This is a genomic window from Streptomyces sp. NBRC 110028 (genome assembly GCF_001417735.1).
Classification (GTDB): domain Bacteria; phylum Actinomycetota; class Actinomycetes; order Streptomycetales; family Streptomycetaceae; genus Streptomyces.
This window is the reverse complement of sequence record NZ_BBUZ01000022.1, coordinates 477,911-501,264: the sequence shown is the minus strand read 5'-3', so window position 1 is coordinate 501,264 and position 23,354 is coordinate 477,911. Positions and strand designations below refer to the sequence as shown.

General features: G+C 72.1%; 16 protein-coding genes, 3 tRNA genes and 3 pseudogenes. 6 read left to right on the top strand and 16 right to left on the bottom strand.

Translation table 11 applies throughout. From position 1 onward, the window contains the following. Positions 1-24: 24 nt before the first annotated feature. Positions 25-1,869: a cell wall metabolism sensor histidine kinase WalK gene (locus tag ASC60_RS02375; protein WP_234356745.1), complete on the bottom strand. Its 1,845-nt coding sequence runs from the start codon at positions 1,867-1,869 to the stop codon at positions 25-27. Positions 1,870-1,874: 5 nt separating this feature from the next. Further along, a complete protein-coding gene (locus ASC60_RS02370; protein ID WP_039938430.1) occupies positions 1,875-2,612 on the bottom strand; it encodes a response regulator transcription factor in 738 nt (245 codons plus the stop codon). A gap of 237 nt (positions 2,613-2,849) precedes the next feature. Here ASC60_RS02370 and ASC60_RS02365 point away from each other — a divergent pair, with 237 nt between their 5' ends. Beyond that, positions 2,850-3,731, top strand: coding sequence for an LLM class F420-dependent oxidoreductase (locus ASC60_RS02365; protein WP_055546144.1), 882 nt, complete (start codon positions 2,850-2,852; stop codon positions 3,729-3,731). Positions 3,732-3,761: 30 nt separating this feature from the next. Here ASC60_RS02365 and ASC60_RS02360 read toward each other — a convergent pair. The 3 genes and pseudogenes from ASC60_RS02360 to ASC60_RS02350 form a co-directional block, all read right to left on the bottom strand. Next, positions 3,762-4,633: pseudogene (locus tag ASC60_RS02360) on the bottom strand (amidohydrolase family protein). 89 nt (positions 4,634-4,722) lie between these two features. After that, positions 4,723-4,796, bottom strand: a tRNA-Met gene (locus tag ASC60_RS02355). Between the two features lie 95 nt (positions 4,797-4,891). Next, complete coding sequence (locus ASC60_RS02350; RefSeq protein WP_055546142.1) at positions 4,892-5,524, bottom strand: DUF4232 domain-containing protein; 633 nt, start codon at positions 5,522-5,524, stop codon at positions 4,892-4,894. Positions 5,525-5,675: 151 nt separating this feature from the next. On the opposite strand from ASC60_RS02350, the pseudogene ASC60_RS02345 reads away from it, so the two are divergent. Then, positions 5,676-6,233, top strand: a pseudogene (locus tag ASC60_RS02345) (isochorismatase family protein); the annotation flags it as partial. Between the two features lie 258 nt (positions 6,234-6,491). On the opposite strand, the gene ASC60_RS02340 reads toward ASC60_RS02345, so the two are convergent. Continuing rightward, the gene (locus ASC60_RS02340; RefSeq protein WP_055546140.1) at positions 6,492-7,280 is read right to left on the bottom strand and encodes an SDR family oxidoreductase; all 789 of its coding nucleotides are present in this window, start codon (positions 7,278-7,280) and stop codon (positions 6,492-6,494) included. A gap of 63 nt (positions 7,281-7,343) precedes the next feature. Here ASC60_RS02340 and ASC60_RS02335 point away from each other — a divergent pair, with 63 nt between their 5' ends. Both ASC60_RS02335 and ASC60_RS02330 read left to right on the top strand, forming a co-directional pair. After that, positions 7,344-7,727 carry a MerR family transcriptional regulator gene (locus ASC60_RS02335; protein WP_055546138.1) on the top strand — a complete coding sequence of 128 codons (384 nt, stop codon included), beginning with the start codon at positions 7,344-7,346 and terminating at the stop codon, positions 7,725-7,727. 240 nt (positions 7,728-7,967) lie between these two features. Beyond that, the gene (locus ASC60_RS02330; RefSeq protein ID WP_055546136.1) at positions 7,968-8,366 is read left to right on the top strand and encodes a hypothetical protein; all 399 of its coding nucleotides are present in this window, start codon (positions 7,968-7,970) and stop codon (positions 8,364-8,366) included. Between the two features lie 295 nt (positions 8,367-8,661). Here the strand turns inward: ASC60_RS02330 and ASC60_RS02325 are convergent. Both ASC60_RS02325 and ASC60_RS02320 read right to left on the bottom strand, forming a co-directional pair. Further along, positions 8,662-8,734 (bottom strand) — tRNA-Arg (locus tag ASC60_RS02325). Between the two features lie 270 nt (positions 8,735-9,004). Beyond that, positions 9,005-9,095: transfer RNA gene (locus tag ASC60_RS02320), tRNA-Ser, on the bottom strand. 223 nt (positions 9,096-9,318) lie between these two features. Here ASC60_RS02320 and ASC60_RS02315 point away from each other — a divergent pair. Both ASC60_RS02315 and ASC60_RS02310 read left to right on the top strand, forming a co-directional pair. After that, positions 9,319-9,768 (top strand): SSI family serine proteinase inhibitor, encoded by a 450-nt coding sequence (locus ASC60_RS02315; protein ID WP_055546134.1) that lies wholly within the window; start codon positions 9,319-9,321, stop codon positions 9,766-9,768. 210 nt (positions 9,769-9,978) lie between these two features. Continuing rightward, positions 9,979-14,412 (top strand): PAS domain-containing protein, encoded by a 4,434-nt coding sequence (locus ASC60_RS02310; RefSeq protein ID WP_055546132.1) that lies wholly within the window; start codon positions 9,979-9,981, stop codon positions 14,410-14,412. 76 nt (positions 14,413-14,488) lie between these two features. On the opposite strand, the gene ASC60_RS02305 is transcribed toward ASC60_RS02310, so the two are convergent. The 8 genes and pseudogenes from ASC60_RS02305 to ASC60_RS02270 form a co-directional block, all read right to left on the bottom strand. Next, positions 14,489-16,141: a long-chain fatty acid--CoA ligase gene (locus ASC60_RS02305; RefSeq protein WP_055546130.1), complete on the bottom strand. Its 1,653-nt coding sequence runs from the start codon at positions 16,139-16,141 to the stop codon at positions 14,489-14,491. Between the two features lie 175 nt (positions 16,142-16,316). Beyond that, positions 16,317-16,847 carry a SigE family RNA polymerase sigma factor gene (locus ASC60_RS02300; RefSeq protein ID WP_055546128.1) on the bottom strand — a complete coding sequence of 177 codons (531 nt, stop codon included), beginning with the start codon at positions 16,845-16,847 and terminating at the stop codon, positions 16,317-16,319. 170 nt (positions 16,848-17,017) lie between these two features. Beyond that, positions 17,018-17,866 carry a DUF1906 domain-containing protein gene (locus ASC60_RS02295; protein ID WP_055546126.1) on the bottom strand — a complete coding sequence of 283 codons (849 nt, stop codon included), beginning with the start codon at positions 17,864-17,866 and terminating at the stop codon, positions 17,018-17,020. A 53-nt stretch (positions 17,867-17,919) separates the two neighbouring features. Next, complete coding sequence (locus ASC60_RS02290; RefSeq protein WP_055546124.1) at positions 17,920-19,086, bottom strand: lipid-transfer protein; 1,167 nt, start codon at positions 19,084-19,086, stop codon at positions 17,920-17,922. 179 nt (positions 19,087-19,265) lie between these two features. Further along, a pseudogene (locus ASC60_RS02285) lies at positions 19,266-19,664 on the bottom strand (MaoC family dehydratase); the annotation flags it as partial. Then, positions 19,661-20,824, bottom strand: coding sequence for an acyl-CoA dehydrogenase family protein (locus tag ASC60_RS02280; RefSeq protein WP_055546122.1), 1,164 nt, complete (start codon positions 20,822-20,824; stop codon positions 19,661-19,663). The pseudogene ASC60_RS02285 and the gene ASC60_RS02280, both read right to left, overlap by 4 nt. Continuing rightward, entirely contained in the window at positions 20,824-21,840 is a 1,017-nt protein-coding gene (locus tag ASC60_RS02275) for a bifunctional MaoC family dehydratase N-terminal/OB-fold nucleic acid binding domain-containing protein (protein WP_234356744.1), read from the bottom strand. Before ASC60_RS02275 ends, ASC60_RS02280 begins: the two co-directional genes overlap by 1 nt. Then, positions 21,837-23,072: an acyl-CoA dehydrogenase family protein gene (locus ASC60_RS02270; RefSeq protein ID WP_055546118.1), complete on the bottom strand. Its 1,236-nt coding sequence runs from the start codon at positions 23,070-23,072 to the stop codon at positions 21,837-21,839. The genes ASC60_RS02275 and ASC60_RS02270 overlap by 4 nt, the downstream gene beginning before the upstream one ends. Between the last annotated feature and the right edge of the window lie 282 nt (positions 23,073-23,354).

Here is a 23,354-nt window from a genome sequence, read left to right as displayed (position 1 = left end):
GAACGACATTCGCGAGCGGCGCTGTCACGGCTGTGTGGTCAGCCTGTGACCTGGCTGTGAGTGCGTAACGTCCTGGTGAACAGGGAGGTGGACGCCGAACACCGTACGCCCCGGCACGCTGTCCACCGTCACCTGTCCGTCGTGCGCGGCGACCACCGCGTGCACGATGGCCAGCCCCAGACCGGTGCTGCCCGCGGTGCGCGAACGCGAGGCGTCACCGCGCGCGAAGCGCTCGAAGACGTGCGGCAGCAGATCGGGCGGGATGCCCGGGCCGTCGTCCTCGATCTGCAGCGAGACGTACGACGGCGGCCGCCGCGGCCCCGAGGTGCCGGGGTGCGCGGCCGCCCGCGCCATGGCGTACGGGGATCCGTACGGCGCCGCGTAGAGCGAACCGGACCCGCCGCCGCCGGGCGGCGCGCCGTGGCCCGGCGAGTCCCGGCTTGGGCCGTGGCCGAAGGCGTGGGGCGAGCCGGGCCCGAAGCCGTGGACGTCGCCCGGATGGTTCCGGGGTCCGTGCGACGGGCCGTGCACCATGCCGTACGGCGCCGGATACGGCGACGGGCGCGGCGCGGTGTGCGGGCCGCCCCACAGCACGCGCGCGGTGACGGTCGTCCCGGCCGGGGTGTGGTGACGGGCGTTGCCCAGCAGGTTGACCAGGACCTGGTGCAGCCGCGCCGAGTCGCCGTGGACGAGCGCGGGTTCGTCCGGCAGCTCCAGCCGCCACTGATGGTCGGACCCGAGCGCCCGCGCGTCGCTGACCGCGTCCACCACCAGCGGGGACAGGTCCACCTCGGCGTACTCCAGGGGCCGCCCGGCGTCCAGCCGGGCCAGCAGCAGCAGATCCTCCACCAGCCCGGTCATCCGCCCGGCCTCGGACTCCACGCGGCCCAGCGCATGCCGGGTGTCGGGCCCGATCTCCTCGCGGCCGCGCCGGGTCAGCTCGGCGTAGCCGCGGATCGAGGCGAGCGGGGTCCGCAGCTCATGGCTGGCGTCGGCGACGAACTGCCGTACCCGCGTCTCGCTCTCCTGCCGGGCCGCCAGCGCCGATTCGATGTGCCCCAGCATGCGGTTGAGCGCCGCCCCGACTTGGCCGACCTCGGTCCGCGGATCGGCCTCGGAGGCCGGGACCCGCTCCCGCAGCGCCACCTCGCCGCTGTGCAGCGGCAGCTCCGAGACCCGGGTCGCGGTCGCGGCCACCCGGCGCAGCGGGCGCAGCGAGATGCCGACCATGGTGGCCCCGGCGAGCCCGGCCGCGACCAGCCCGGCGGCGGCGACGCAGACCTCGACCAGGATGAGGGTGTTGACGGTGTCCTCGGTCTGGTTGAGCGGGAAGCCCATGATGATCCCGCCGTCCCTCGGGTTCCACTTGGCCACGGCTCGATAGCTGCCGAGGCCGGGGAGATCGACGACGTGCACGGTGTCGTCGCGGGGGACCGAGGCGAGCGCCTTCTCCTGCCCGCTGGTCAGCTCGTCGACCCGCTGCGCGGCGTTCGAGAAGTCCGGCAGCAGCGGCTCGTCGTTGCTCTTGCCGGACTTGATCACCTTTCCGTCCGTCCCGAGGCGCGCCCCGGCCGTTCCGATGGGCTGCCCGGGCCCGTTGAGGAAGAAGATGCTCTCCGGTCCGCGCGGATCGATCGAGTTCGGCTGCTCGCTCGCCTTGCGCATCGCGCCGGCCGCGGAGGAGCGCAGGTTGTTGTCGACCTGGCCCTCCAGATACGACTTCAGGGCGATCGTCGTGACCGTGCCGATCACGGCGCAGACCACGGCGATCAGCGACACCGCAGAGACGACCAGGCGGGTGCGCAGCGACCAGGGCCGCCGGGCGGCGGCCCGGGTGTTGTTCCCGCCGCGCGGGCTCGGGTGCGCCACGGTGTCTACTCCCCGGGCTTGATCAGATACCCGGCGCCGCGCCGGGTGTGGATCATCGGGCTGCGGCCCGCGTCGATCTTGCGCCGCAGGTAGGAGATGTACAGCTCGACGACGTTGGCCTGGCCGCCGAAGTCGTAACTCCACACCCGGTCCAGGATCTGCGCCTTGCTGAGCACCCGGCGCGGGTTGCGCATCAGATAGCGCAGCAGCTCGAACTCGGTCGCGGTGAGGTGGATCTCCTGCCCCGCCCGCGACACCTCGTGGCTGTCCTCGTCCAGCACCAGGTCACCGACGGCCAGCACCGATTCGCTGCGCGCGGCTGCCGCCCCCGACCTGCGCAGCAGCCCGCGCAGCCGGGCGACGACCTCCTCCAGGCTGAACGGCTTGGTGACGTAGTCGTCGCCGCCCGCCGTCAGCCCGGCGATCCGGTCCTCGACGGCGTCCCGGGCGGTCAGGAACAGCACCGGCACCTCGGGCAGCTCACGGCGCAGCCGGCCCAGGACGGTGAGCCCGTCCATGTCGGGCAGCATGACGTCGAGGACGACCGCGTCGGGGCGCAGCTCACGGGTCGTACGGATCGCCTCGGCACCGTCGCCCGCCGTCCGCACCTCCCAGCCCTCGTAGCGCAGGGCCATCGACAGCAGGTCGGCGAGGGCCGACTCGTCGTCCACGACCAGCACCCGGACGGGGCTCCCGTCCGGTCGCAGCAGCTCGGTACGCCCATGGGGCGAGGTCGCCATCATGAACGTCAGCTTCCGGCGACGGTCTGAGAGCTTCCTTTCGGGTACCTGTGAATAACCTGAGAATCCTATGGCCCCGAAACGGCCCCGAACCCGGCTCCGGGTCCGGCCCCGGAGCCGACCCCTGGCCCCGGCCCCGAACCCGGCCCCGGAGCCGACCCTGGCCCCGGACCCCGGTCCCGGGATGGCCCTTGGGACGGCCCCGGGAATAGGCGGAATCCCCCTCCGGTTCGCAGGAATATGGCTACTCAACCCGCCCTCGGCAAGATCGGCATCTGGACCGCGGCCCTGCGGGTCACGGACTCCCTATCGGCACAGCAGGTCGGCGAGGCGGCGGCCGAGCTGGAGGAGCTGGGGTACGGCACCCTCTGGCTCGGCGGCAGCCCCAGCCCGGACCAGGCCGGGGCGCTCCTGGAGGCCACCGGCCGGATCACCGTCGCGACCGGCATCCTCAGCATCTGGGACCACGACCCGGCGTTCGTGGCCGAGCGGTACGCCGCCATCGACGCGGCCCACGGCGGGCGCTTCGTGCTGGGCCTCGGGGTCAGTCACAGCGCGCTCGCCGGTGAGCGGTACGCGCGCCCCTACTCCGCGATGCGGGAGTACCTGGCGGCCCTGGACGCCGCCCCGACCCCGGTCCCCGCGTCCCGCCGGATCCTGGCCGCCCTCGGCCCGAAGATGCTCGAGCTCTCCCGCGACCGCGCCGCCGGCGCCCATCCGTACCTGGTCACACCGGAGTTCACGGCGCAGGCGCGGGAGATCCTGGGCGACGAGGCGCTGCTCGCCCCGGACCTCAAGGTCGTCCTCGAACCGGACCTCGACCGCGCCCGCACCATCGCCCGCGACTACCTGGCCCGCTACCTGGCCCTGCCCAACTACACCAACAACCTGCTGCGGCTGGGCTTCGAGGAGAAGGACTTCGCGGACGGCGGCAGCGAACGCCTGCTGTCGGGCGTCTTCGCCCTGGGCGACGCGGAAGCGATCCGGCACCGCGTCGACACGTTCCTGGCGGCGGGAGCGGACCACCTGGCGGTCCAGGTGGTGAACACCGCCCCGTTCACCACCCTCCCCCACCAGGAGTGGCGCACCCTGGCCGAAGCCCTCCCCCTCGGCAACGGCTGACGCGCCGCTGCGGGGGGCCGCTCACGCGCGTCACAGGCCGAACAGCCGCGCCGCGTTCCCGTGACAGACCCCCCGCAGCCAGTCGTCGTCCTGGTCCAGCCGGGTCAGCGCCTCCAGGGCGTGCCCGTACCCGTACGGGATGTTGGGGAAGTCGCTCCCGAACAGCACCCGGTCGCCCAGCGCACCGAGCCGTCCCCGCTCCTCCGGCGGAAAGGGCCAGTGGGCCTCGGAGAAGTCGGTGAAGGCCATCGTCGTGTCCAGGTGCACCCCCTCGTACCGCTCCGCGAGCCCCAGGAAGTCCGCGTACTCCGGCAGTCCCATGTGCGCGACGACCAGCCGCAGCCGGGGGTGCCGGGCCAGCAGCCGGGCCACCGGTTCGGGTCCGGTGTGCTTGCCGGGCGCCGGTCCCGAACCGCAGTGGATGACGATGGGCGTCCCGGCCTCGGCGAGCATCCCCCACACCGGGTCGAGCAGCGCGTCGCCCGGGTCGTACGCCCCCACCTGCACATGCGACGTGACCACCCGCGCCCCGCCGTCCAGCGCCGCGCCCACGTACTCCTCGACGCCCGGCTCCGGGAAGAAGGTCGCCGTGTGCAGACAGTCGGGCGTACGGGCGGCGAACCCGGCCGCCCACTCGTTCAGCCACGCCGCCATACCGGGCTTGTGCGGATAGACCATCGAGGTGAAGGCCCGCACCCCGAACCCCCGTATGAGCGCGAGGCGTTCGTCCTCGTCCTCCCGATAGGTGAGGGGCCACTCGATGCCGACCAGCGGCTCGACGGCGCGAAGTACGCCCAGACCTTGTCCAGGACGTTCTTCGGCATGAAGTGCGTGTGCACGTCGATGATCCCGGGCAGCCCGAGCCCCTGCCAGAAGCGACGGACGGGTGCAGCATCAGTCATACGGATCACGGCACGACGGCCGGAATCGCGCACCGCGGCGCACGCACGAGGGCCCGGCACCAGATCTGGTGCCGGGCCCTCGTCTCAAGTAGCGGGGACAGGATTTGAACCTGCGACCTCTGGGTTATGAGCCCAGCGAGCTACCGAGCTGCTCCACCCCGCGTCGATGAATGCAACACTACGTCATTCCCCCCGCTGAGGGAAATCCGTTCCTCGCGGCGCTCCAGCGGCGGTCCCACCACGCCCCGGGGGCCCTGGCTACGCACCGGCCCCGGCAGCGACAGCCGTGACGGTGAACTCGTCCCCGCACACCCGCAGCCCCGAGGCGACCCGCGCGGTCATGGCCTCCTTCGAACCGGGCGGGTAGGCCTTCACCAGGGAGGCGCTCTTCCAGCACGGCTTGTCCGAGAGGCCGTCGTTGATCGTGTGCAGCACGGCGTGCGCGCTTCCCCCGGCGGCCACCGTGACGGGCTTCCCCTGGGCCCCCTCGCGCACGGCGGCCTTCCCGATCGTCTGCCCGTCCCTGGCGAGCAGCGACACCCCGGGGAATCCGTTCAGCGTGCAGGCGCTCCTGCCCTTGTTGGTGAACACCAGCGCATACCGGATGTTGCCCGCCCCGATGTCGGCGTTCCCCACGCGCAGGCTCATCGACGAGGACTCACACCGCCCGCCGCCGGCGCTCCCGGCCTTCGACCCGATCTCCTCACCGGCCGCCGCCGCACCCGTCGCCGAACCCTTCGCCGCGTCGCCGTTTCGTGAGGCGGCGGACGCGGGCGCCTTCCCCTCGGGCTCGGGCTCGTTGCCCTGACAGGCCGTCACTCCCATGGCCGCCACCGCCGCCATCGTGGCGACGACGACCTTGCCCCGGCTGGTGAGCGTGATGTGCGACACGGGAACCCCCTTGCGGTTACGAGCGTCTCTCGCATCAACAACCCTGCCGATCCGCGCTAGTGCTGTGTTAACACCCGAGTGGCACATCACTAACGCATCGCTAATGCCCCGGCCCCGCCACGGCCGCGGGGGAGTCCGGAACAATCACCGCATGACCGCCCCCGTGCCCCCCGTGCAGGCCCTGATCGTGGTCGACGTCCAGTCGGCCTTCGTCACGGGCCCCGACGCGGTTCCCGACGCACCCCGCCTCCTCGACCGGACCACCGACCTGATCGCCAGGGCACGCACCGGTCGCTCGCTGATCGTCCACCTCCAGAACGACGGCCCCACGGGCGCGCCCGACGAGCCCAAGACACCGGGCTGGGAACTGCACCTGCCGGTCCACGAAGGCCACCGGGAGGTCGTGATCCGCAAAACGGAGGACGACGGCTTCCACGAAACGCCCCTGGGCGACCTGCTCGCCGAGCGGGGCGTACGGGCCCTGGCCGTGTGCGGGGTGATGTCCGAGATGTGCGTCAGCGCGACGGCGCGCACCGCCCTGGAGCTGGACTACCGGGTGGTCATGCCCCACGACGCCCACGCGACGTACGACATCCCCGCGGCAGCGGGCATCAGCGACCCCGTCCCGGCGCCGATGGTGTCGCGCGTCGCCGAATGGGCGCTGGGCGACGAGATCGAGATCATCGCGCAGGCCGCCGACGTCACCTTCACGCCCCCTCCGGGGGCCGCGCTCGATACACCAGCGGATACCGCCGGACCAGCGAACGCCGCAGCGTCGAACCGGGCCGCGGCCGGGCGGATTCCGCCCGAGTCCGGTCGTACGACAGCGGCGGCGGCCACACCATCGGAATCCGCACGGACGGAACAGAACGGCGCCCGCTCCGCAGCCGGCTCGCCCGGAGGAGCGCCAGTGGCCATCAGCAAGGCCCGCACCGAGCACATCCACCGGCCGGTGGGGCGCGGAACCTCATTTCCCGAGCGCCGCCTTGCGCAGGGTTCGCCCGGCGATCCGGGCAGCCGCTGACGGGGGCAGCAGGCGGCCGAAGACGAAGGTCTGGAACGTGTTGAGACCGCCGTCGACGACTGCCGGGCCCCGGCCGCGCAAGGCGGACATCACAGTGTCCGCGACGGCATCGGGCCTGCGCTTGCCCGGCATGCGCCGTGTGTTCATCGGAGTCTCGGTGGGACCGGGGCTGACCGCCACGACCCGCACCCCCGTCCTCCTCGTCTCGGCCCACACCGCCTGAGTGAAGGACAGCACGAACGCCTTCGAGGCCGCGTAGGCGGCCAGATACGGAGCGGGCGCGTACGCACCGGTGCCCGCGATGTTGACGATCGCCCCCCTCCCCCGCGCGACCATGGCGGGCAGCAAGAGCGCCGTCAACTCCGCCACCGCGCCGACGTTGAGGTCGACCAGGCCCCGCACCCGCGCGGGATCGCTGCCGGCGACCGGCCCCAGCACGCTGACGCCGGCATTGTTGACCAGCACGTCGACCTCGGTTCCCGCATCCTCCAGCCACTCGGCCAGCCGGGAAGGAGCACCCTGGTGCGAAAGGTCCAGAGCGAGCGTCGACACATTGACCCCATGCTCGGCACGCAGCCGCTCGGCCGCCGCCTCCAGACGCGCGCTGTCCCGTGCGACCAGGACCAGGTGCATGCCCTGCCCGGCCAGCCGCTCGGTGATGGCCGCCCCGATGCCTGTCGCGGCGCCGGTCACGACCGCGGTTCGCCGCCTCGGCTCTTCCTTCGTCTTCATGCCCGGAACGCTAAACTTTGACATTGATGTCAAGGTCAAGTCTGGCTCTGTGGAGGAGACGGCGTGAGCATCGGAGAACTCAGCAGGGCCACCGGGGCCAGCACCCGTTCACTCCGGTACTACGAGGACCAAGGGCTGCTCTCCAGCAACCGCCGCTCCAACGGATACCGGGACTACGGTGAGGAAGCCGTACGCCAGGTCGCCTTCATCCAGGACCTCTTCCGCGCGGGACTGCCCTCCCAGATCATCCGGGACATCCTTCCCTGCACCGCGCCGACACCGCCCGCAGGCGAGTGCACACAACTCCTGGCCCGCGTCCGGCAGATCCGCGACGAACTCGCCCGCCAGGAGCAGCAGATCGCCCAGCGCCGCGAGATGCTCGACCGGTACCTCTCGGGCACGGCGGCCCCCACCAGCCTTGGCGGCCAACCCCACTGCTCCGCTTGAGGCGGCGTCAGCAATGAGTGCCCTTCCCATCTCCCCGAAACAGCGTGCGCGCAGCCCACGCTGCGCGCGCAGGTGATGCAGTTCCGACCCGGCCAACAGCGCTGATCGTCCAAGGCGCTGGCTCTGTCGGCGGAAACTGGTGAACAAAGACCAAAGGCCACGTCCGCGCACCTTCCGGCCCATTTTGAGTATGGGTACTCAGGCGTGCGAGTGCTGTGCTGTGCTGTGCAAGGTGAGGCCATGTTGAGCAGCAGGTTATGCCGTTGGTTGAAGGGCGTCGGCGTCTCGGCAGCGGCAGCCCATACGACGTACAGGGCCTGGAAGTCCGCCGAGCAGTGGGAGTGGGAAGCGCAGCAGGCCGATCCGGATGGAGGCATCGGCGCAGGGTTCATCGAAGGCGCGCTGGCCACAGTCGCTTTGGTGACGCTGGTGCCGTTGCTGCTGTGGGCAGGGATGCGGCTGCTGAGGGAGCGAGACAATCACCTGCTGGTGATCATGGGATGGGCGACGTGGATCTTGCTCAACACTCAGCTGGCCGAGAGCAGCGCCGACAAGGTGGAAACAGAGTTGTTCTTCGCCGCGTTCGCTCTGCTCGGCGGTTTCCTGTCACTGTTTCGCCCCACCGCGCCAGAAGGGTGATCGTGACGGCGCTCCAAGCCCATCGTGGCCGGCAGCGCGGAGCTGGGCTGGCGACAAGCGGAAGGCAGCGGCAGCGATCTCGTCGCCGCTTCCATGACCTCCGGCACGCCTGCGCGCCCCTGCTCTACGAGCAGGGAGCCGACGCTCGAATGGCCATGGACGTCCTCGGCACGACTTGAGGCCCGGACGATGATGACGGCACCGGCGGCGCCCTGGTCACCGTCTGCTCGACACGCGCGGCACCAGCCAACGCAAGAGGCCCCTTCCATCTCTGGAAGGGGCCTCTGAGCTGCTGCGCGCTCGGCAGGATTCGAACCTGCAACCTCTTGATCCGTAGTCAAGTGCTCTATCCGTTAAGCTACGAGCGCTTGGCTTCCCGGCGGTTTTTCTTGCCGGTCGGCGTTGCGGGGACAACATTACATGACCTGCGCCGTCACGCGAAATCCGCTTCCCTCACCCCCTCTGACCTGGGCAGATGCCTGTTTTGAGGTCGGTGACGCCCGTCTGGGCGACAGGGGAGAAGGCACGCGCGGGACGGCGTGGAGCGCTCCGACCGGATGACGCTGCGGAAGCGGTTCGTCACTCGGAGGGGGTACACGGAAGAGCCCCGGCCGTGATCGACCGGGGCTCTCAAGAAGCGGAGGCTGAGGGATTTGAACCCTCGATGGGCTTTAGGGCCCAAACCGCATTAGCAGTGCGGCGCCATAGACCAGACTAGGCGAAGCCTCCAGCACACCGTGTCGGCTCACGCGAGCGCGATGTGGTGTGTGCAGATGATGTCACAGCCCAGCGGGATGTCACCAATCGCGGCCTACGGTACTCGGCAGGCGGGCAGGACCGCAAAGCGCTTAGGGGCACAATGCCCGGATGGCGGCGCAACGCGCGCGGCGGGGGCGCGTTAGCAGGGGCAGGGGCAGCGCGCCCCGGCTCTGATCACACCAGGAGTACTCCCATGCCCCTGCTGCATCGCCTCGCCGTCACCACCGCCGCCGCCGTCGCCGCCACCGTGGCCGCGCTGAGCCCCGCGGGGGCCACGCCGCTGCCGCTGCCGATGTCGTACGACGGGGAGAGCTCCGACCGTCTCGTCATCAGGGTGAGCGAGACGGGCCGGCACCTCGACGCCGTGCGGTACGTACTGGCGTGCCACCCCACCGGCGGTACGCATCCACGGGCGCGGGCCGCCTGCCGTCAGCTGGACGGGCAAACCGAGTGGGGGCGGGATCCGTTCGCGCCGGTACCGCCCGGGGCCATGTGCACGGGCCAGTACGGCGGGGAGGCCATGGCGACGGTGAGGGGACGCTGGGCGGGCCGTCCCGTGAATGCTCGCTTCACGCGAACGAACGGGTGCGAAATCGCCCGCTGGAACCGTTTCTCGATCGTTTTGCGTCTTCCTGGGAGCTGACCTGGGGATTGGGCCGGGAGTGGGCGACGGAGGGACCCGAGAGGTTTGTCCGGGCGTGCGCCGAGACGTGCACGTCCTGCTGCGACCTCCCTCTCATCTACCGCCGCGCCCACCCTTGGTGCCCGTAGACTCCCCTGAGACACTCCACGGACGGGCGGCACACACCGCGGGTGTCAGCAAGGTGCGGTAAGCCAGGGAGGAAGCGTCGTCGTGAGCAGCAGGCCATCCCGAGGCGCTGCTCGCCTCGCAGCGATACTCGACGCCCTTCCCGACGCGCTGCTGTTGGTCAACTGCAACGGCACGATCGTCAACGCCAACCACATCGCGCTGGAGTCCTTCGAGGCTCCGGGCACCGCACTCGTGGGTCGTGGTCTGCTCGATCTTCTCCCCTCCTTCGATCCCAATCGGATCCCCGGGTCGATGCGCAGGCCCGGGGACTCGGAACGGATCATCAGCACCAAACCGACCCGGATGATCGCGCGGCGCACCGACGGGGCCCAGTTCCCCGTGGAGGTGACCAGCGCGAACGTGGAGGACGGGCGGACTCCGTACGCCGACCAGTACAGCTATACCGGCGACGAGCTGCTGATGCTCATCGTGCGGGACCTGACCGGGACGCTCGACACCGAGGCCGAACTCGCCCGCCAGCAGCGCCAAACCGAGATGATTCTGCGCGCGGCGGCGGAGGGCGTGGTCGGCGTGGACACCGAGGGCAAGGTGGTCCTCGTCAACCCGTCCGCGGCGCAGATCCTCGGCTTCCGGGCCAGTGACCTGGGCGGTCAGGAACTTCACTCTCTTGTACACCACTCGCGCGCGGATGGTTCCCCTTTCCCGTACGAGGAGTCCCCGCTCGCCGACACCCTGCGCTCCGGCCGCAAGCACCGGGTGCGCGGCCAGGTGCTGTGGGCCAAGGACGGGAGCGCGGTGCCGGTCGACCTGACGACCGCGCCCGTACGGGACGGCGAGCAACTCGTCGGCGCCGTCATGGCCTTCACCGACCGGCGCGCCGAGGAAGCCCTCGTCTCGACGCACGCCGAGGAGTTGGAGAGCCTCGCGGCGCGGCACGGCAAGGAGCTGGAAGAGCTTCGCGACGAGCACGCCAAGGCGATGGAGGAGCTGCAGGGCCGGCTCGACCGGGAACGGCAGACGTACGCGGAGCGGCTGGACGCCCTCGCCGCCCGCAACAGCCAGCTGCTCGCGGTGCTCGACCAGTCGCTGCGCGGTCCGCTCCAGGAGCTGCGCGGCGAGCTGGGCGTCCTGGCCGACGACCCGGCCGGGCAGCTGTGGCCCGAGGCCAACCAGATCCTGCACCACCTGGCCGCCGGGTACACCCGGATGACCACGCTCGTCGACAACGTCCTCAGCTATCAGCGGCTCGACGCGGACGGCGAGGAGCTGGCCCGGTGCGCCGTCTCGATGGACGAGGTCGTCGCGGCCGGTGTGGAGGGCGCGGTCGAGCTGATCGGCCCGGGGCGCGCGCAGTTCGCCGTGCACGCCCCGCCGATCGAGGCCGAAGTGGACCCGCAGCGGGTGGCCCAGGCGCTGGCCCATCTGATCGCCGACGTGGCCGGGGTCGACTCGACCGGCAAGGCCGCCTCGGGCGGGGGCGGCGTGTCCGGGGACTCGACGATCGTGGTCGCGGCGGCGCAGCGCGGCAACGTCGTACGGATCGAGGTCCGCGGGCCGTACGCGGGCGGCGACCCGGTGCACGAGCCGATCGTGCGCGGGATCGTACGCCGGCACGGTGGTGTGCTGCAGACGCACGAGATGCCGGGCATGGGCGGGCACGCCTACGTCCTGGAGGTGCCGATCTCGGCGGCGGCCGCGGACCAGGAGCGCGCGAAGGCCGACGCCCAGGGGGCATCCGGGGGCGCGGACGGTACGCACGGTACGCGGGGACAGGGCACCTCGGGCGGCGGAACGGGCGCGGCCACGGAGACCTCGGGCGGCGGCGCGGACGGCGAGCCGAACGGCGCCCCCGGCTCCGGTGATGCGCAGGGCGCACCGGGAGCGGACACGAGCGGCGCGCAGAACCGTTCCGTATCCGTCGCGCTCCCCGCGGAAGCGGGGGGTACGGATCCGAGCCGCCAGAATCAGCCGGGCGAGCAGGACCAGCCGCGGCCGACCGGGCGGCGCCGGGCGCGCCCGCGCCCCGACGAGGACCCGTCGGCGGTCGGCGCCGGTACCGACGGCCAGCACGATCCGCACGGTCCGCAGCCGGTCGGTCCCGCCGCGATGGGCGTCGTACCGCCCCAGGGCATGGCGGCTCAGCCGCAGCCCCCGGCCGCGGGTGGCCGGCGGCGCGGCTCCCCGGCCCCGGAGGCCGACGGTCCGTATCCGGCGCAGCAGGGCGGCCAGGGTGGCCAGGGCGGAGGGGCCCGCTCCCCGTTCGCGCTGCCCCCGGCGGCGGCCGACGCGAACGGCCCCGGCGCGGCCGGTGCGGGCGCGTCCGCCATGCCCGCGCTCACCGCCGCCCGCACCCCCGAGCAGCCACAGCCCGCCTGGGGCGAAGCCCCCCAGGACTCCGCCGAGGCAGAGCAGGCGGGCCAGCCCACCGGGCGCCGCCGCGCCCGGCGGCCCCTGTCCGAGACGCCGAACCGGCCGGTGCCGGAGCAGCCCCAGGCACAGCCGCAGCGCCAGGCACAGCCGCAGCCCCCATCGCAGCCGCAGCCCGCGGGCGATGCGGGTGCGGCACGGTCTCCGTTCGCGCTGCCGCCCGCGGCGGCGGACCGGGCCCAGCCCGGCGCGCTGCCGCCCGAGCTGGGCCCGGCGGGGCCCGCCGGGCTGGTCCCCGCGCAGCACGGTGGCCGGGATCCGCGCGTCGGCGCTCCACAGCCGCAGGCGCAGGGCCGACCGCAGGGTGGTGGCCTGGCCGTACGGGGCGAGCCCGTGCCCCCGGGCGGCACCGCGCGCAACGGAAGCTGGCCGTCCGGTCCTGGTCAGGCCCCGCAGCAGGGTCAGCAGGCACCGGCCCAGCAGGGCCAGTACCAGGGACAGGGCGGACCGCAGCCCCCGCGTCCGGGCACGGCCGGGCCGGGCGCCGGAACGGGCCCCGGTGCGGGTCCCGGTGCGGGTCCCGGTGCGGGCCCCGGTGCGGGCCCCGGTGCGGGCCCCGGTGCGGGCCCCGGTGCGGGTCAGTCGGCCATGCCCGCGCTCCCCGTCGCCCGCGCCCCCGAGCAGCAGCAGGCTGCCTGGGGAGAGGCACTGCAGGACTCCCTCGGCGGCCAGCAGGCGGCCCAGCCCACCGGGCGCCGCCGCGCCCGGCGCCCCCTCTCCGAGGAGCAGCCGGAGCCCGCGCCCGGTGCGCAGCCCCCCGCACAGCAGTTGCCCCCCGAGGTGCCGCGCAGCGTGCCGCCCCAGGGCGCGCCCCACAACCCACACCAGAATCCGCATCAGAACGCGCCGCAGGCACCCCAGGGCGCCCCCCAAAGCGCCCCGCACGGCGCCCCGCACGGCGCGGACACCACCCAGGGGCGCGCGTTCAGCGTGCGCACGCTGGGCCAGGGGGTGCCGTTCGCGCAGCAGGTCAGCGAACACCAGCGCACTCCCCAGCCACAGCAGCCCCAGACGCCCTCCGGTGGTACGGCCACCGCGGGGTCGGGCAGGCGGCGCAAGCTGGCCGCCCGGCCCGATATGGCAGGGCAGAACACCTCGGCGGACCTGGAACCCGCTGCCAACCGCGCCCACCCGCAGGCCCCGGCGCAGGCCCCCGGCCAGGCGGGGCCCCCGCCCGGAGCGCAGCCGCGCGCCCAGCCCGGCCCGGGGCCGCAGCCGCCCCGCCCGGCCTCGCCGCAGAGTTCGGGGCGCGCCTTCGCGATCGGCGCGCCGGACGAGGGAGCGGAGGGGCCGGAGCCGCTGGACGGGCCCAATGGGGCCATCGAGATCGTCGACGACCGCACCCCGCCGCCCGACGACGAGCTGCCCCCGGAGCCGCTGGACAACCCGCGCCGCCTCCTGGTGTGGCCCGCGCCGGACATGTCCACGCAGCAGGCGCTGAGCGACCGCGGCTACCGCCCGGTGATCGTCAACTCCCGGGAAGAGGTGGACGCGCAGATCGCCGCGTATCCGGCGGCGCTGTTCGTCGACCCGCTGACCGGGCCGATCACCCGGACGGCGCTGCAGTCGCTGAGGACGGCGGCGGTCGCCGCCGAGGTGCCGGTGCTGGTGACGGCGGGGCTCGGCCAGGCGACGCGGGAGGCGGCGTACGGTGCCGACCCGGCCGTCCTGTTCAAGGCGCTCGCCCCGCGCGACAGCGAACAGCATCCGCCGCGCGTCCTGCTGATCGAGGAGCACGAACCGATCGCGGCGGCGCTGACGGCGGCCCTGGAGCGGCGCGGCATGCAGGTCGCCCGGGCCGCGACGGACGCGGACGCGGTGGCGCTCGCGGGGCGCATGCGCCCGAACCTGGTGGTGATGGACCTGATGCAGGTACGCCGCCGCCGGGCCGGGATCGTCGACTGGCTGCGCGGCAACGGGCTGCTCAACCGCACCCCGCTGGTCGTCTACACCTCCGCGGACATCGACCCGGCGAACCTGTCGCGGCTCAGTTCGGGCGAGACGGTGCTGTTCCTCGCGGAGCGCTCGACGAGCGCGGAGGTGCAGGCCCGGATCGTCGACCTGCTGGCGAAGATCGGCACCAACTGAGGAACCGGATGCGGCTACGGGTACGGCTACGGCTGGGGGGAAACGGCCCCAGCCGGAGCGCCTCGGCCCAGCGGCGTCAGTCGAGCGTGGTCACCTCCAGCTCGCCGTCCGCGTACCGCTTCCGGATGACCTTCTTGTCGAACTTCCCCACACTCGTCTTCGGCACCTCCGGGATCAGGGCCCAGCGCTCCGGCAGCTGCCAGCGCGCGACACGCCCGGCGAGGAACTCGCGCAACCCCGCGTAGTCCACGGTGGCGCCCTCCTTGAGCACCACCGTGGCGAGCGGGCGCTCGTCCCACTTCTCGTCGGGCACCGCCACCACCGCCGCCTCGGCGACCTCCGGATGGCCCATCAGGTGGTTCTCCAGCTCGACCGACGAGATCCACTCGCCGCCCGACTTGATGACGTCCTTCGCCCGGTCGGTCAGGGTCAGGTAGCCGTCCGGGGAGATCGTGCCGACGTCGCCGGTCTTGAGCCAGCCGTCCTCGGTGAACTTGTCCTCCGGCCGCATGGGCTCGCCCGTCGCCCCTCCGTAGTACGCGTCCGCGATCCACGGTCCGCGCACCTCCAGTTCGCCGACCGCGACCCCGTCCGCGGGCACGACCGCGCCGTCGGGCGCGATCAGCCGGTACTCCACCGAGGCCGGGAACCGGCCCTGCGTCACTCGGTACGGCCATTCCTCCTCCGCCGTGAGACCGGCGGGCGGATGGGCCATGGACCCGAGCGGCGACAGCTCCGTCATGCCCCACGCGTGCACGACACGGATGCCGTGCCGCTCCTCGAACGCCCTCATCAGGGACGGCGGGCAGGCCGATCCGCCGATGTAGACATGGGCGAGGCTGGAGACGTCCCGTGGCGTGGTGCTCAGTTCGGCGAGCAGTCCCTGCCAGATGGTGGGAACGGCGGCGGCGAGGGTGGGCCGGGCGGCCTCGATCATGTCGGCGAGCGGCGCGGGCTGCAGGAAGCGGTCCGGCATCACCATCGAGGCGCCCGCCATGAACGCGGCGTGCGGGGTGCCCCATGCGTTCGCGTGGAACATCGGCACCACGGGCAGCAGGGTGTCCTTCGCGGACATGCCGAATGCCTCGGCGCTGTTGACCTGCATCGAGTGCAGGTAGATGGAGCGGTGGCTGTAGGCCACGCCCTTCGGGTCGCCGGTCGTTCCGGAGGTGTAGCACAGGGCGGCGGCCTGGCGCTCGTCGGTCACCGGCCAGGGATGGCGCTCGGGGCGGCCCTCGATCAGTTCCTCGTAGTCGTGGACACTGGCCCGGCACCCGTCCAGGACGGAACGGTCGCCCGGCCCGGCGACGACGATGTGCTGCACGGAACGCAGCTCGGGCAGCAGCGGGGCGAGGAGCGGCAGCAGCGAACCGTTCACCACGATGACGCGGTCGGCGGCGTGGTTGATGATCCAGGTCAGCTGCCCGGTGGGCATCCGGAGATTGAGGGTGTGCAGCACGGCGCCCATGGAGGGGACCGCGAGATAGGCCTCCAGATGCTCGCAGTTGTTCCAAAGAAGCGTGCCGACCGTCTGGCCCTGTTCGACACCCAGCTCGTCGCGCAGCGCGTTCGCCAGCCGGGTGGCGCGCAGGCCCACTTCGTGGAAGGTGCGGCGCTGCGGCTCACCGCCGCCGGTCCAGGTGACCACCTGGGCCTTGCCGTGGGCGAGCGCCCCATGTTCGAGGATGCGGGTCACGGTCAGCGGTACGTCCTGCATCGTGCTGAGCACCGTGGCCTCCAGGTTTTACGGTTACGCGCGGGTAGTCCGCCGATTGTGCAAGCGACCGGCCGGTATGTCACTACCCCGCTCGCCTCGGAGGACCACTCCGCCCTGCAGCCCTCTCAGCCTCGGCCTGGGGCCCAGGCCCTGCTCCCTGCGCTCTTTCGCCCTCGGAGCACTCGCGTCAGGCCGCGCGGCTCAGCTCCGGGTCCTCGCGGAGCTTGCCGAGGGCGCGTGAGACGGCGCTCTTCACCGTGCCGACGGACACCCCGAGCACCTCCGCCGTCTGGGCCTCGCTCAGGTCCTCGTAATACCTGAGGACGACCATGGCTCGCTGACGGTCCGGCAGCCGCATCACCGCGCGCCACATCATGTCGCGCAGAACCTGCTGCTCGGCGGGGTCGGGGGCGGGGACCGGGTCCGGCTCGGGCAGCTCCTCGCATACGAACTCGTCGACCTTGCGCTTGCGCCACTGGGAGGTCCGCGTGTTGACCAGCGCCCGGCGCACATAGCCGTCCAGCGCCTTGTGGTCCTCGATCCGCTCCCACGCGATGTAGGTCTTGGTCAGCGCGGTCTGCAGCAGATCCTCGGCGTCACAGGCGTTGGGCGTCAGCGAGCGGGCGGTGCGCAGCAGCATCGGCCCCCGAGCCCGTACGTACGAGGTGAACGACGGGAACGCGGCGGCGGAAGCCCCAGTGCACACGGTCGTGGTCATGCCCCAACGCTAGGGAGCGAGCGGCTCATCGGGGATCGGCCACAAGTGCCGAAGCCGCATCAACCTGAGGTTGTAGGGGGAGGGCCGACAACACCTCCTGCGGATGGAGAGGGCGGTGGTTTCCCTCAGGGTTGTGCCGGACAGGGTCGCCCCGGTGCGTGGCCGACCGCTCAGCTGATGATCGCGACCGGCGCGTCCACCTTGTTGCGGTCGATCTGCATCGTCCGGCCGCCGTGCTTCTCGCTCACATTTCCCACGTACTGATGGATGCGGCGGTGCGGCTGCCAGGCGTTCTTGGCCAGGACCGGTTCACCGGCCAGCGCCGCCTTCCCGTTCCAGCGCGCGAACCACATGACCGAGGGAAGGTCACGGATCCCCGCCTTCCGGGACTTCTCCAGATGGCGCACCCCGGACTCGGCGCTGCTGTAGAAGCCGGGGAAGAAGCCGTGCGACCGCACCTCGCGGTTCCAGCCGCGGATGAAAGACAGCGTGGTGGCCGCGCAGCCCGCCTTCCCTTGGTCGTACGCCTCCATGTCCAGATAGAGCGCACTGCGCTTCTTCATCGCCAGCGCCTTGGCGCGGGCCACCGCGTCCTTCCCCTCCGTGCGCCCCTGCGACCAGGGCGTGCCGCCGATGGGGACATGCTTCTTGTTCTTGTTGCGGACGCAGGGGGACTGGGACCCCACGAAGATGGGCAGCACATGCCACCCCATGCTCTTCACGCCGCGCATCCAGGAGGCGCTGAGGTTGGGCTGGCTGGGGCAGGCCCGGCCGCGACCCGCGTAGTAGACGCCGACGGCGCGGTACCGGGAGACGTTCCACGCGCGCAAGGCGGCGAGCGAGGGGGCGTGGCAGGTGTCGAAGCCCCAGCCCTGGAAGACCTTGGCCCCCAGGGGCCGGGGGTCGGGGAGTGCTTCCGCCGAGGCGGGAGCGGGGCCGGTGATCGAGGTGGCCAGCACCGCGATCAGACTGACGGCCCAGCCCATGAACATCCATCTGCTCTTCTTTCTTCGGTTCATATGACGAGTCAAGGTGGATACCGGACGGCCGGTGCCGCAGACACGCGCGTGGTTCAGCCGTCTGCGCCGAGGAGGAGCCCGGATGTCGGTACCCCGGTGCCCGCGGTGACCAGGGCGCGGGAGGCATGCGGAACCTGGTTGACGGAGGTGCCGCGTATCTGGCGGACGGCCTCCGCTATCCCGTTCATCCCGTGCAGATACGCCTCGCCGAGCTGACCGCCGTGGGTGTTGAGCGGCAGCGCGCCCTCGGCGACGTAGCCGGCCGCCTCGCCCCGCTCACAGAAACCGAACTCCTCCATCTGCATCAGTACGAACGGCGTGAAGTGGTCATAGAGGATGGCCACATCGATGTCGGCTGGGGCCAGCCCGCTGCCGCTCCACAGCTGACGCGCGACCACGCCCATCTCCGGCAGCCCCGAGAGGTCGTCCCGGTAGAAGCTCGTCATCTGCTCCTGCGCCCGGCCCGAGCCCTGCGCCGCCGCCGTGATCACGACGGGTGGGCGCGGGAGGTCACGGGCCCGCTCGACGCTGGTGACCACGATCGCCTGGCCGCCGTCCGTCTCCTGACAGCAGTCGAGCAGCCGCAGCGGCTCCACGATCCAGCGGGATGCGGCGTGGTCGGCCAGGGTGATCGGCTTGCCGTGGAAATACGCGGCCGGGTTGGTGGCGGCATGGCGGCGGTCGACCACGGCCACCTGGCCGAAGGCCTCGGGCGTCAGACCGTAGGTGTGCAGATAGCGCTGCGCGGCCATGGCGACCCAGGAGGCCGGGGTCAGCAGGCCGAAGGGCAGCGACCAGCCGAGCGCCGCCCCCTCGGCCGACGGCTCGCGGTGCTGCACCCCGGAACCGAAGCGGCGTCCGGAGCGCTCGTTGAACGCGCGGTAGCAGACGACGACCTCCGCGACCCCGGTGGCGACGGCGAGCGCGGCCTGCTGCACGGTGGCACAGGCGGCGCCCCCGCCGTAGTGCACCCGTGAGAAGAACGTCAGCTCACCGATGCCGCAGGCCTGCGCCACGGTGATCTCGGGGCTGGTGTCCATGGTGAAGGTGACCAGCCCGTCGACCTCGGCCGGGGCGATCCCCGCATCGTCGAGCGCCGCCCGGACGGCCTCGGTCGCGAGCTTCAGCTCGCTGCGGCCGGAGTCCTTGGAGAACTCGGTGGCGCCGATGCCCACGACGGCGGCCCGCCCCCCGAGCCGGTCCGGACGACGGGCGCTCATCGGGCGTCTCCCGCCGGGGAGCCGGGTCCCGGAGGCGAGCCGGGCTCTGAAGGCGAGCCCTGTCCCGGCGGCGAGCCCTGTCCCGGCGGCGAGCCCTGCCCTGGTGGGGAGCCCTGCCCTGGTGGGGAGCCGGGTTCTGGTGGGGAGCCGGGATCTGAAGGCGAGCCCTGTCCTGGTGGGGAGCCGGTGGGCAGCTCGACCGTGACCGTGCCGGTCACATGGCGGCCAATGGCGTTCTTCCCGAGCACCGCGACCTCCGCCGTGCCGTCGGCAACCGAGGTGACTTCTCCGGTCAACACCATCTCGTCCCCGGGATAGTTGGGGGCGCCGAGCCGGATGGCGACCTTCCGGAGACGGGACCGCGGCCCGAAGTGGTCGGTGATATACCGCCCGACCAGGCCATTGGTGGTCAGGATGTTCATGAAGATGTCCGGAGAGCCCTTCTCCCTGGCCGCCTCGGCATCATGGTGCACATCCTGGTAGTCCCGGGAGGCGAGAGCGCCGGAGACGATCAGCGTCCGGGTGATCGGGATACGCAGCGGGGGCAGCGCCTCGCCCGTGCGGACCGTGACCGTCATACGACCCTCTCCTCCGTGAGCAGGGAGCCCAGCTCGGCCAGCAGGGCGGGGGCCGGGCCCAGATACCCGTCCAACTGCCGCCCCCACAGGAAGTGCCGGTGCACCGGATGCTCCACATCGGCGCCGATTCCGCCATGCAGATGCTGTCCCGCGTGGACGACCCGCCTGCCCGCCTCACAGGCCCACCAGGCGGTGGTGAGCGCATGGGTGGCCGCGGGCAGCTGCTGGTCGTAGCGCCAGGCCGCCTCGTAGGCGGTCACGCTGATCGCCTCGGTGTCCATATGGGCATCCGCCGCGCGCAGCAGCACGCCCTGCTGGGCGGAGAGCGGGCGCCCGAACTGCTCTCGGACAGAGGTGTGGTGAACCACCCGCGCGACCGATCCCCGGCAGACGCCAGCCTGCAACCCGGCGAAGGCGGTACGGGCCCTGCCGAGCACGTCGGCCCAGACGCCGTCGCCGCCGAGCGGCTCGGCGGGTGCGTCGTGGAGCGTGAGCCGCCCCGCCGCCCAGGGCGCGGTGGTCTCCACGGGTTCGATCCGGAGGGGTGAGGCGGTCGGGACAGAGGGAGCAGGGGTGGCCGAGGCAGGGGTGGCCGAGGCAGGGATGGCCGAGGCAGGGGCCGTCTGGGTCTCGATCAGGAAGCAGCGCGTGCGCCCCTCCTCCGTGAGCGCCGGGACCAGCACATGGGTCGCGGCCCGCAGCCAGGGGACCACCGGGAACGTGCCGGTCAGCGCCCAGCCCGCGGCGGTCCGGCGGGCCGAGGCCGCCGGACGGGAGCCAGCCGGGCGGGAGCCGGCCAGTCGGGAGCCGGGCCGGTATGCGGCCGTCGCCACCGCCGAACCGTCCCGCAGGGCGGGCAGCAGCCGCTCGCGCTGCTCCGCCGTGCCGTGGACGGCCACCGGCAGCAGGCCGTACGCACAGCTCGCCGCGAGCGGCACTTGGGCGGTGACCCGGCCCTGCTCCTCCAGCAGCAGCACCAGCCCGAGCAGACCGACCTCCTCCACGGCGGCGGGCAGCCCCGCCGCGCAGAGCGCCTTCCACAGCTCGCCGTCGACATCGGTGCCGAGGGCCGACAGCCGCTCGTGGGTGGACAGATCGCCGAAGATCTGCGCCGCCAGGTCCCGGGCGGCCTGCTGCTCCGCGCTGGGTGTGAAGTCCATCAGGCCACCACCCCTCGGAAGACGGGCAGCTCCAGCTCATCGTCGGCCCGCAGGAACTCCAGCTCGACGGGCATCCCGATGCGCACCTTGTCGTACGGCACTCCCGTGATGTCGCTGACGATGCGGACGCCCTCGGCCAGCTCGATCAGGCCCACGGCATACGGCGGGTCGAAGGCGGGGAAGGGCGGATGGTGCATGACCACATAGCTGAACACCGTGCCCGCGCCGGAGGCCGCGACCGTGTCCCACTCCGGCGAACCGCAGCCGCCGCACCCCGGCAGCCAGGGGAAGCGGAGGGTGCCGCAGCCGGTGCAGCGCTGGATGAGCAGCTTGTGTGCGGCGACTCCCTCCCAAAACCCCGCGTTGTCCCGGTTGATGACGGGACGCGGGCGCCTCGCCTCCCGGCTCCGCTCCGGTTTCTGCTCCGGTTTCTGCTCCGGTTTCCGTTTCTGTTCCGGTTCCTGCCGCACCGGTGCGTACTTGAGGATGCGGAAGCGATGCGTACCGGCCAGCTCGCCGCCTGCCCGGACGTCCATCCTGGTGGTGACGAAGTGGCCTGTGCCCAGCTTGGTGGTCTTGCGCGGTGACACCGACTCGATCACCGCGTCGAAGGTGATCCGGTCTCCCGGGCGCAGCGGCCGCAGATACTCCTGCTCGCAGTCCGTGGCGACGACCGAGGTGCAGCCCGCCTCGTCGAGCAGGACCAGCAGCTCGTCGTACGCCTCCGACCGGGCCGAGCCGGCGGGGTGCCCGCCGAGCCCGCCCATCGTCCACGCCTGGAGCATCGTCGGCGGTGCGATGTCCGGATAGGCGGGATTGGTGTCGCCCATGGCCTCGCACCAGTGCCTGATCATGGGCTCGTTGACCGGGTCCCTGCCCTCGCCACCGCTCGCCGCCACCCGTCCCTCGTAGGCCCTCAGCCTCTCGTACAGCCCGAACACCTCATCCGGACCCTCCCGCCTGTTCGGCCCGCCCGGCCCGCCCGGCCCATCCATCCCGCGCAGCTCAGCGGTCATCGCCGCCCCCGGCGCATGCCGAGCCGCATCGTCGCCACGATCTCCCTCTGCACCTCACTCGCCCCGCCCCCAAAGGTGTTGATCTGCGCGGCCCTGTTCATCCGCTCCAGCTCGCCGTCGTCCCCGAACGCTCCCGGCGACCCCGACCGGATCAGCCCCGCCTCTCCCGCGATTTCCTGACATAGGTGATACACCGCCACCGCGCTTTCGGTTCCCGTGAACTTGACGCCGCTCGCGTCACCCGGACTCAGCGTCCCCGCCCCCACATCCCCGACCAGCCGCCAGTTGAGCAGCCGGGTCGCCGCCAGCCGGGCGTGCGCCTCCGCCAGCCGGGCCCGTACCCAGTCCTGGTCGGCGGGGCGGGCCCCGGTGTCCGGGTCGGGGGTACGGGCATCGGTGAGGACGGCCTCGTAGAAGTCCTCGGCCTGCATGCCGATCGCGGCGAGCGCGACCCGCTCGTGGTTGAGCTGGGTGGTGATCAGCCCCCAGCCGCCGTTCTCCTCACCGACGAGATGACCGGCCGGGACGCGGACCGCGTCGTAGTAGGTCGCGGTCGTGGTCAGACCCGCGACCGTCTCGATCGGCGTCCAGGAGAAGCCGGGGGCGTCGGTCGGCACCAGGATGATCGAGATGCCCTTGTGCTTGGGCGCCGCCGGGTCGGTGCGGCAGGCGAGCCAGATCCAGTCGGCGTTCTGGGCGTTGCTGGTGAAGGTCTTGGCCCCGTCGATCCGCCACGCCCCGGCGCCCGTCCCGGGCTCGGCCCCGAATCCGGCGGCGCGGCGCACGTCCGCCTCGTCCCCGCTTCCCTCGCGCACGGCTTTCGTGCGCAGCGAGGCGAGGTCGGTCCCGGCCTCCGGTTCCGAATAGCCGATGGCGAAGACGATCTCACCGCTGAGGATGCGCGGCAGGAAGAATCGCTTCTGCTGTTCAGTGCCGTACCGCATCAGGGTCGGACCGACCGTGTTGAGCGTGACCATGGAGACCGGTGCGCCCGCCCGGTAGGCCTCGTCGAAGAACACGAACTGCTCGTCGGGGCCACGCCCTTGGCCGCCGTACTCGACCGGCCAGCCGAGCCCGAGCAGCCCGTCGGCACCGATCCGCCGCAACAGCCGCCGTTGGCCTGCGGGGTCGCCCGGCAAGGCCGCACGGGTCTCAGGAGTGATCAGCTCGCGGAAGTACGTACGTAGTTCCTCGCGCAGCTGCCGCTGGCGGGGCGTGGGGGCGAGGTGCATGGGCAGCGGTCTCCCCTGGGCTCGACGGCGTCGTACAGGCGCGCGGAAAGCTTTCTGACTATCCGTCAGATAAATTGACGCTGTCAAGCGCCGCCGAACACGGGCGAGCACTGGTGAGCACCTGGCGAGCGCTGGCGAACACGGTCGCGCGGCGGCACCGAAGCGCCGCCGCGCGACCGTAAACGACCTCACCCGTCCCGTTCACTCAATGAATCACCACTCGCCCACTCATGTCGGTCATGCGCGAACACCTGCCATGACGGAAAGTTGCCCATCGGTCGG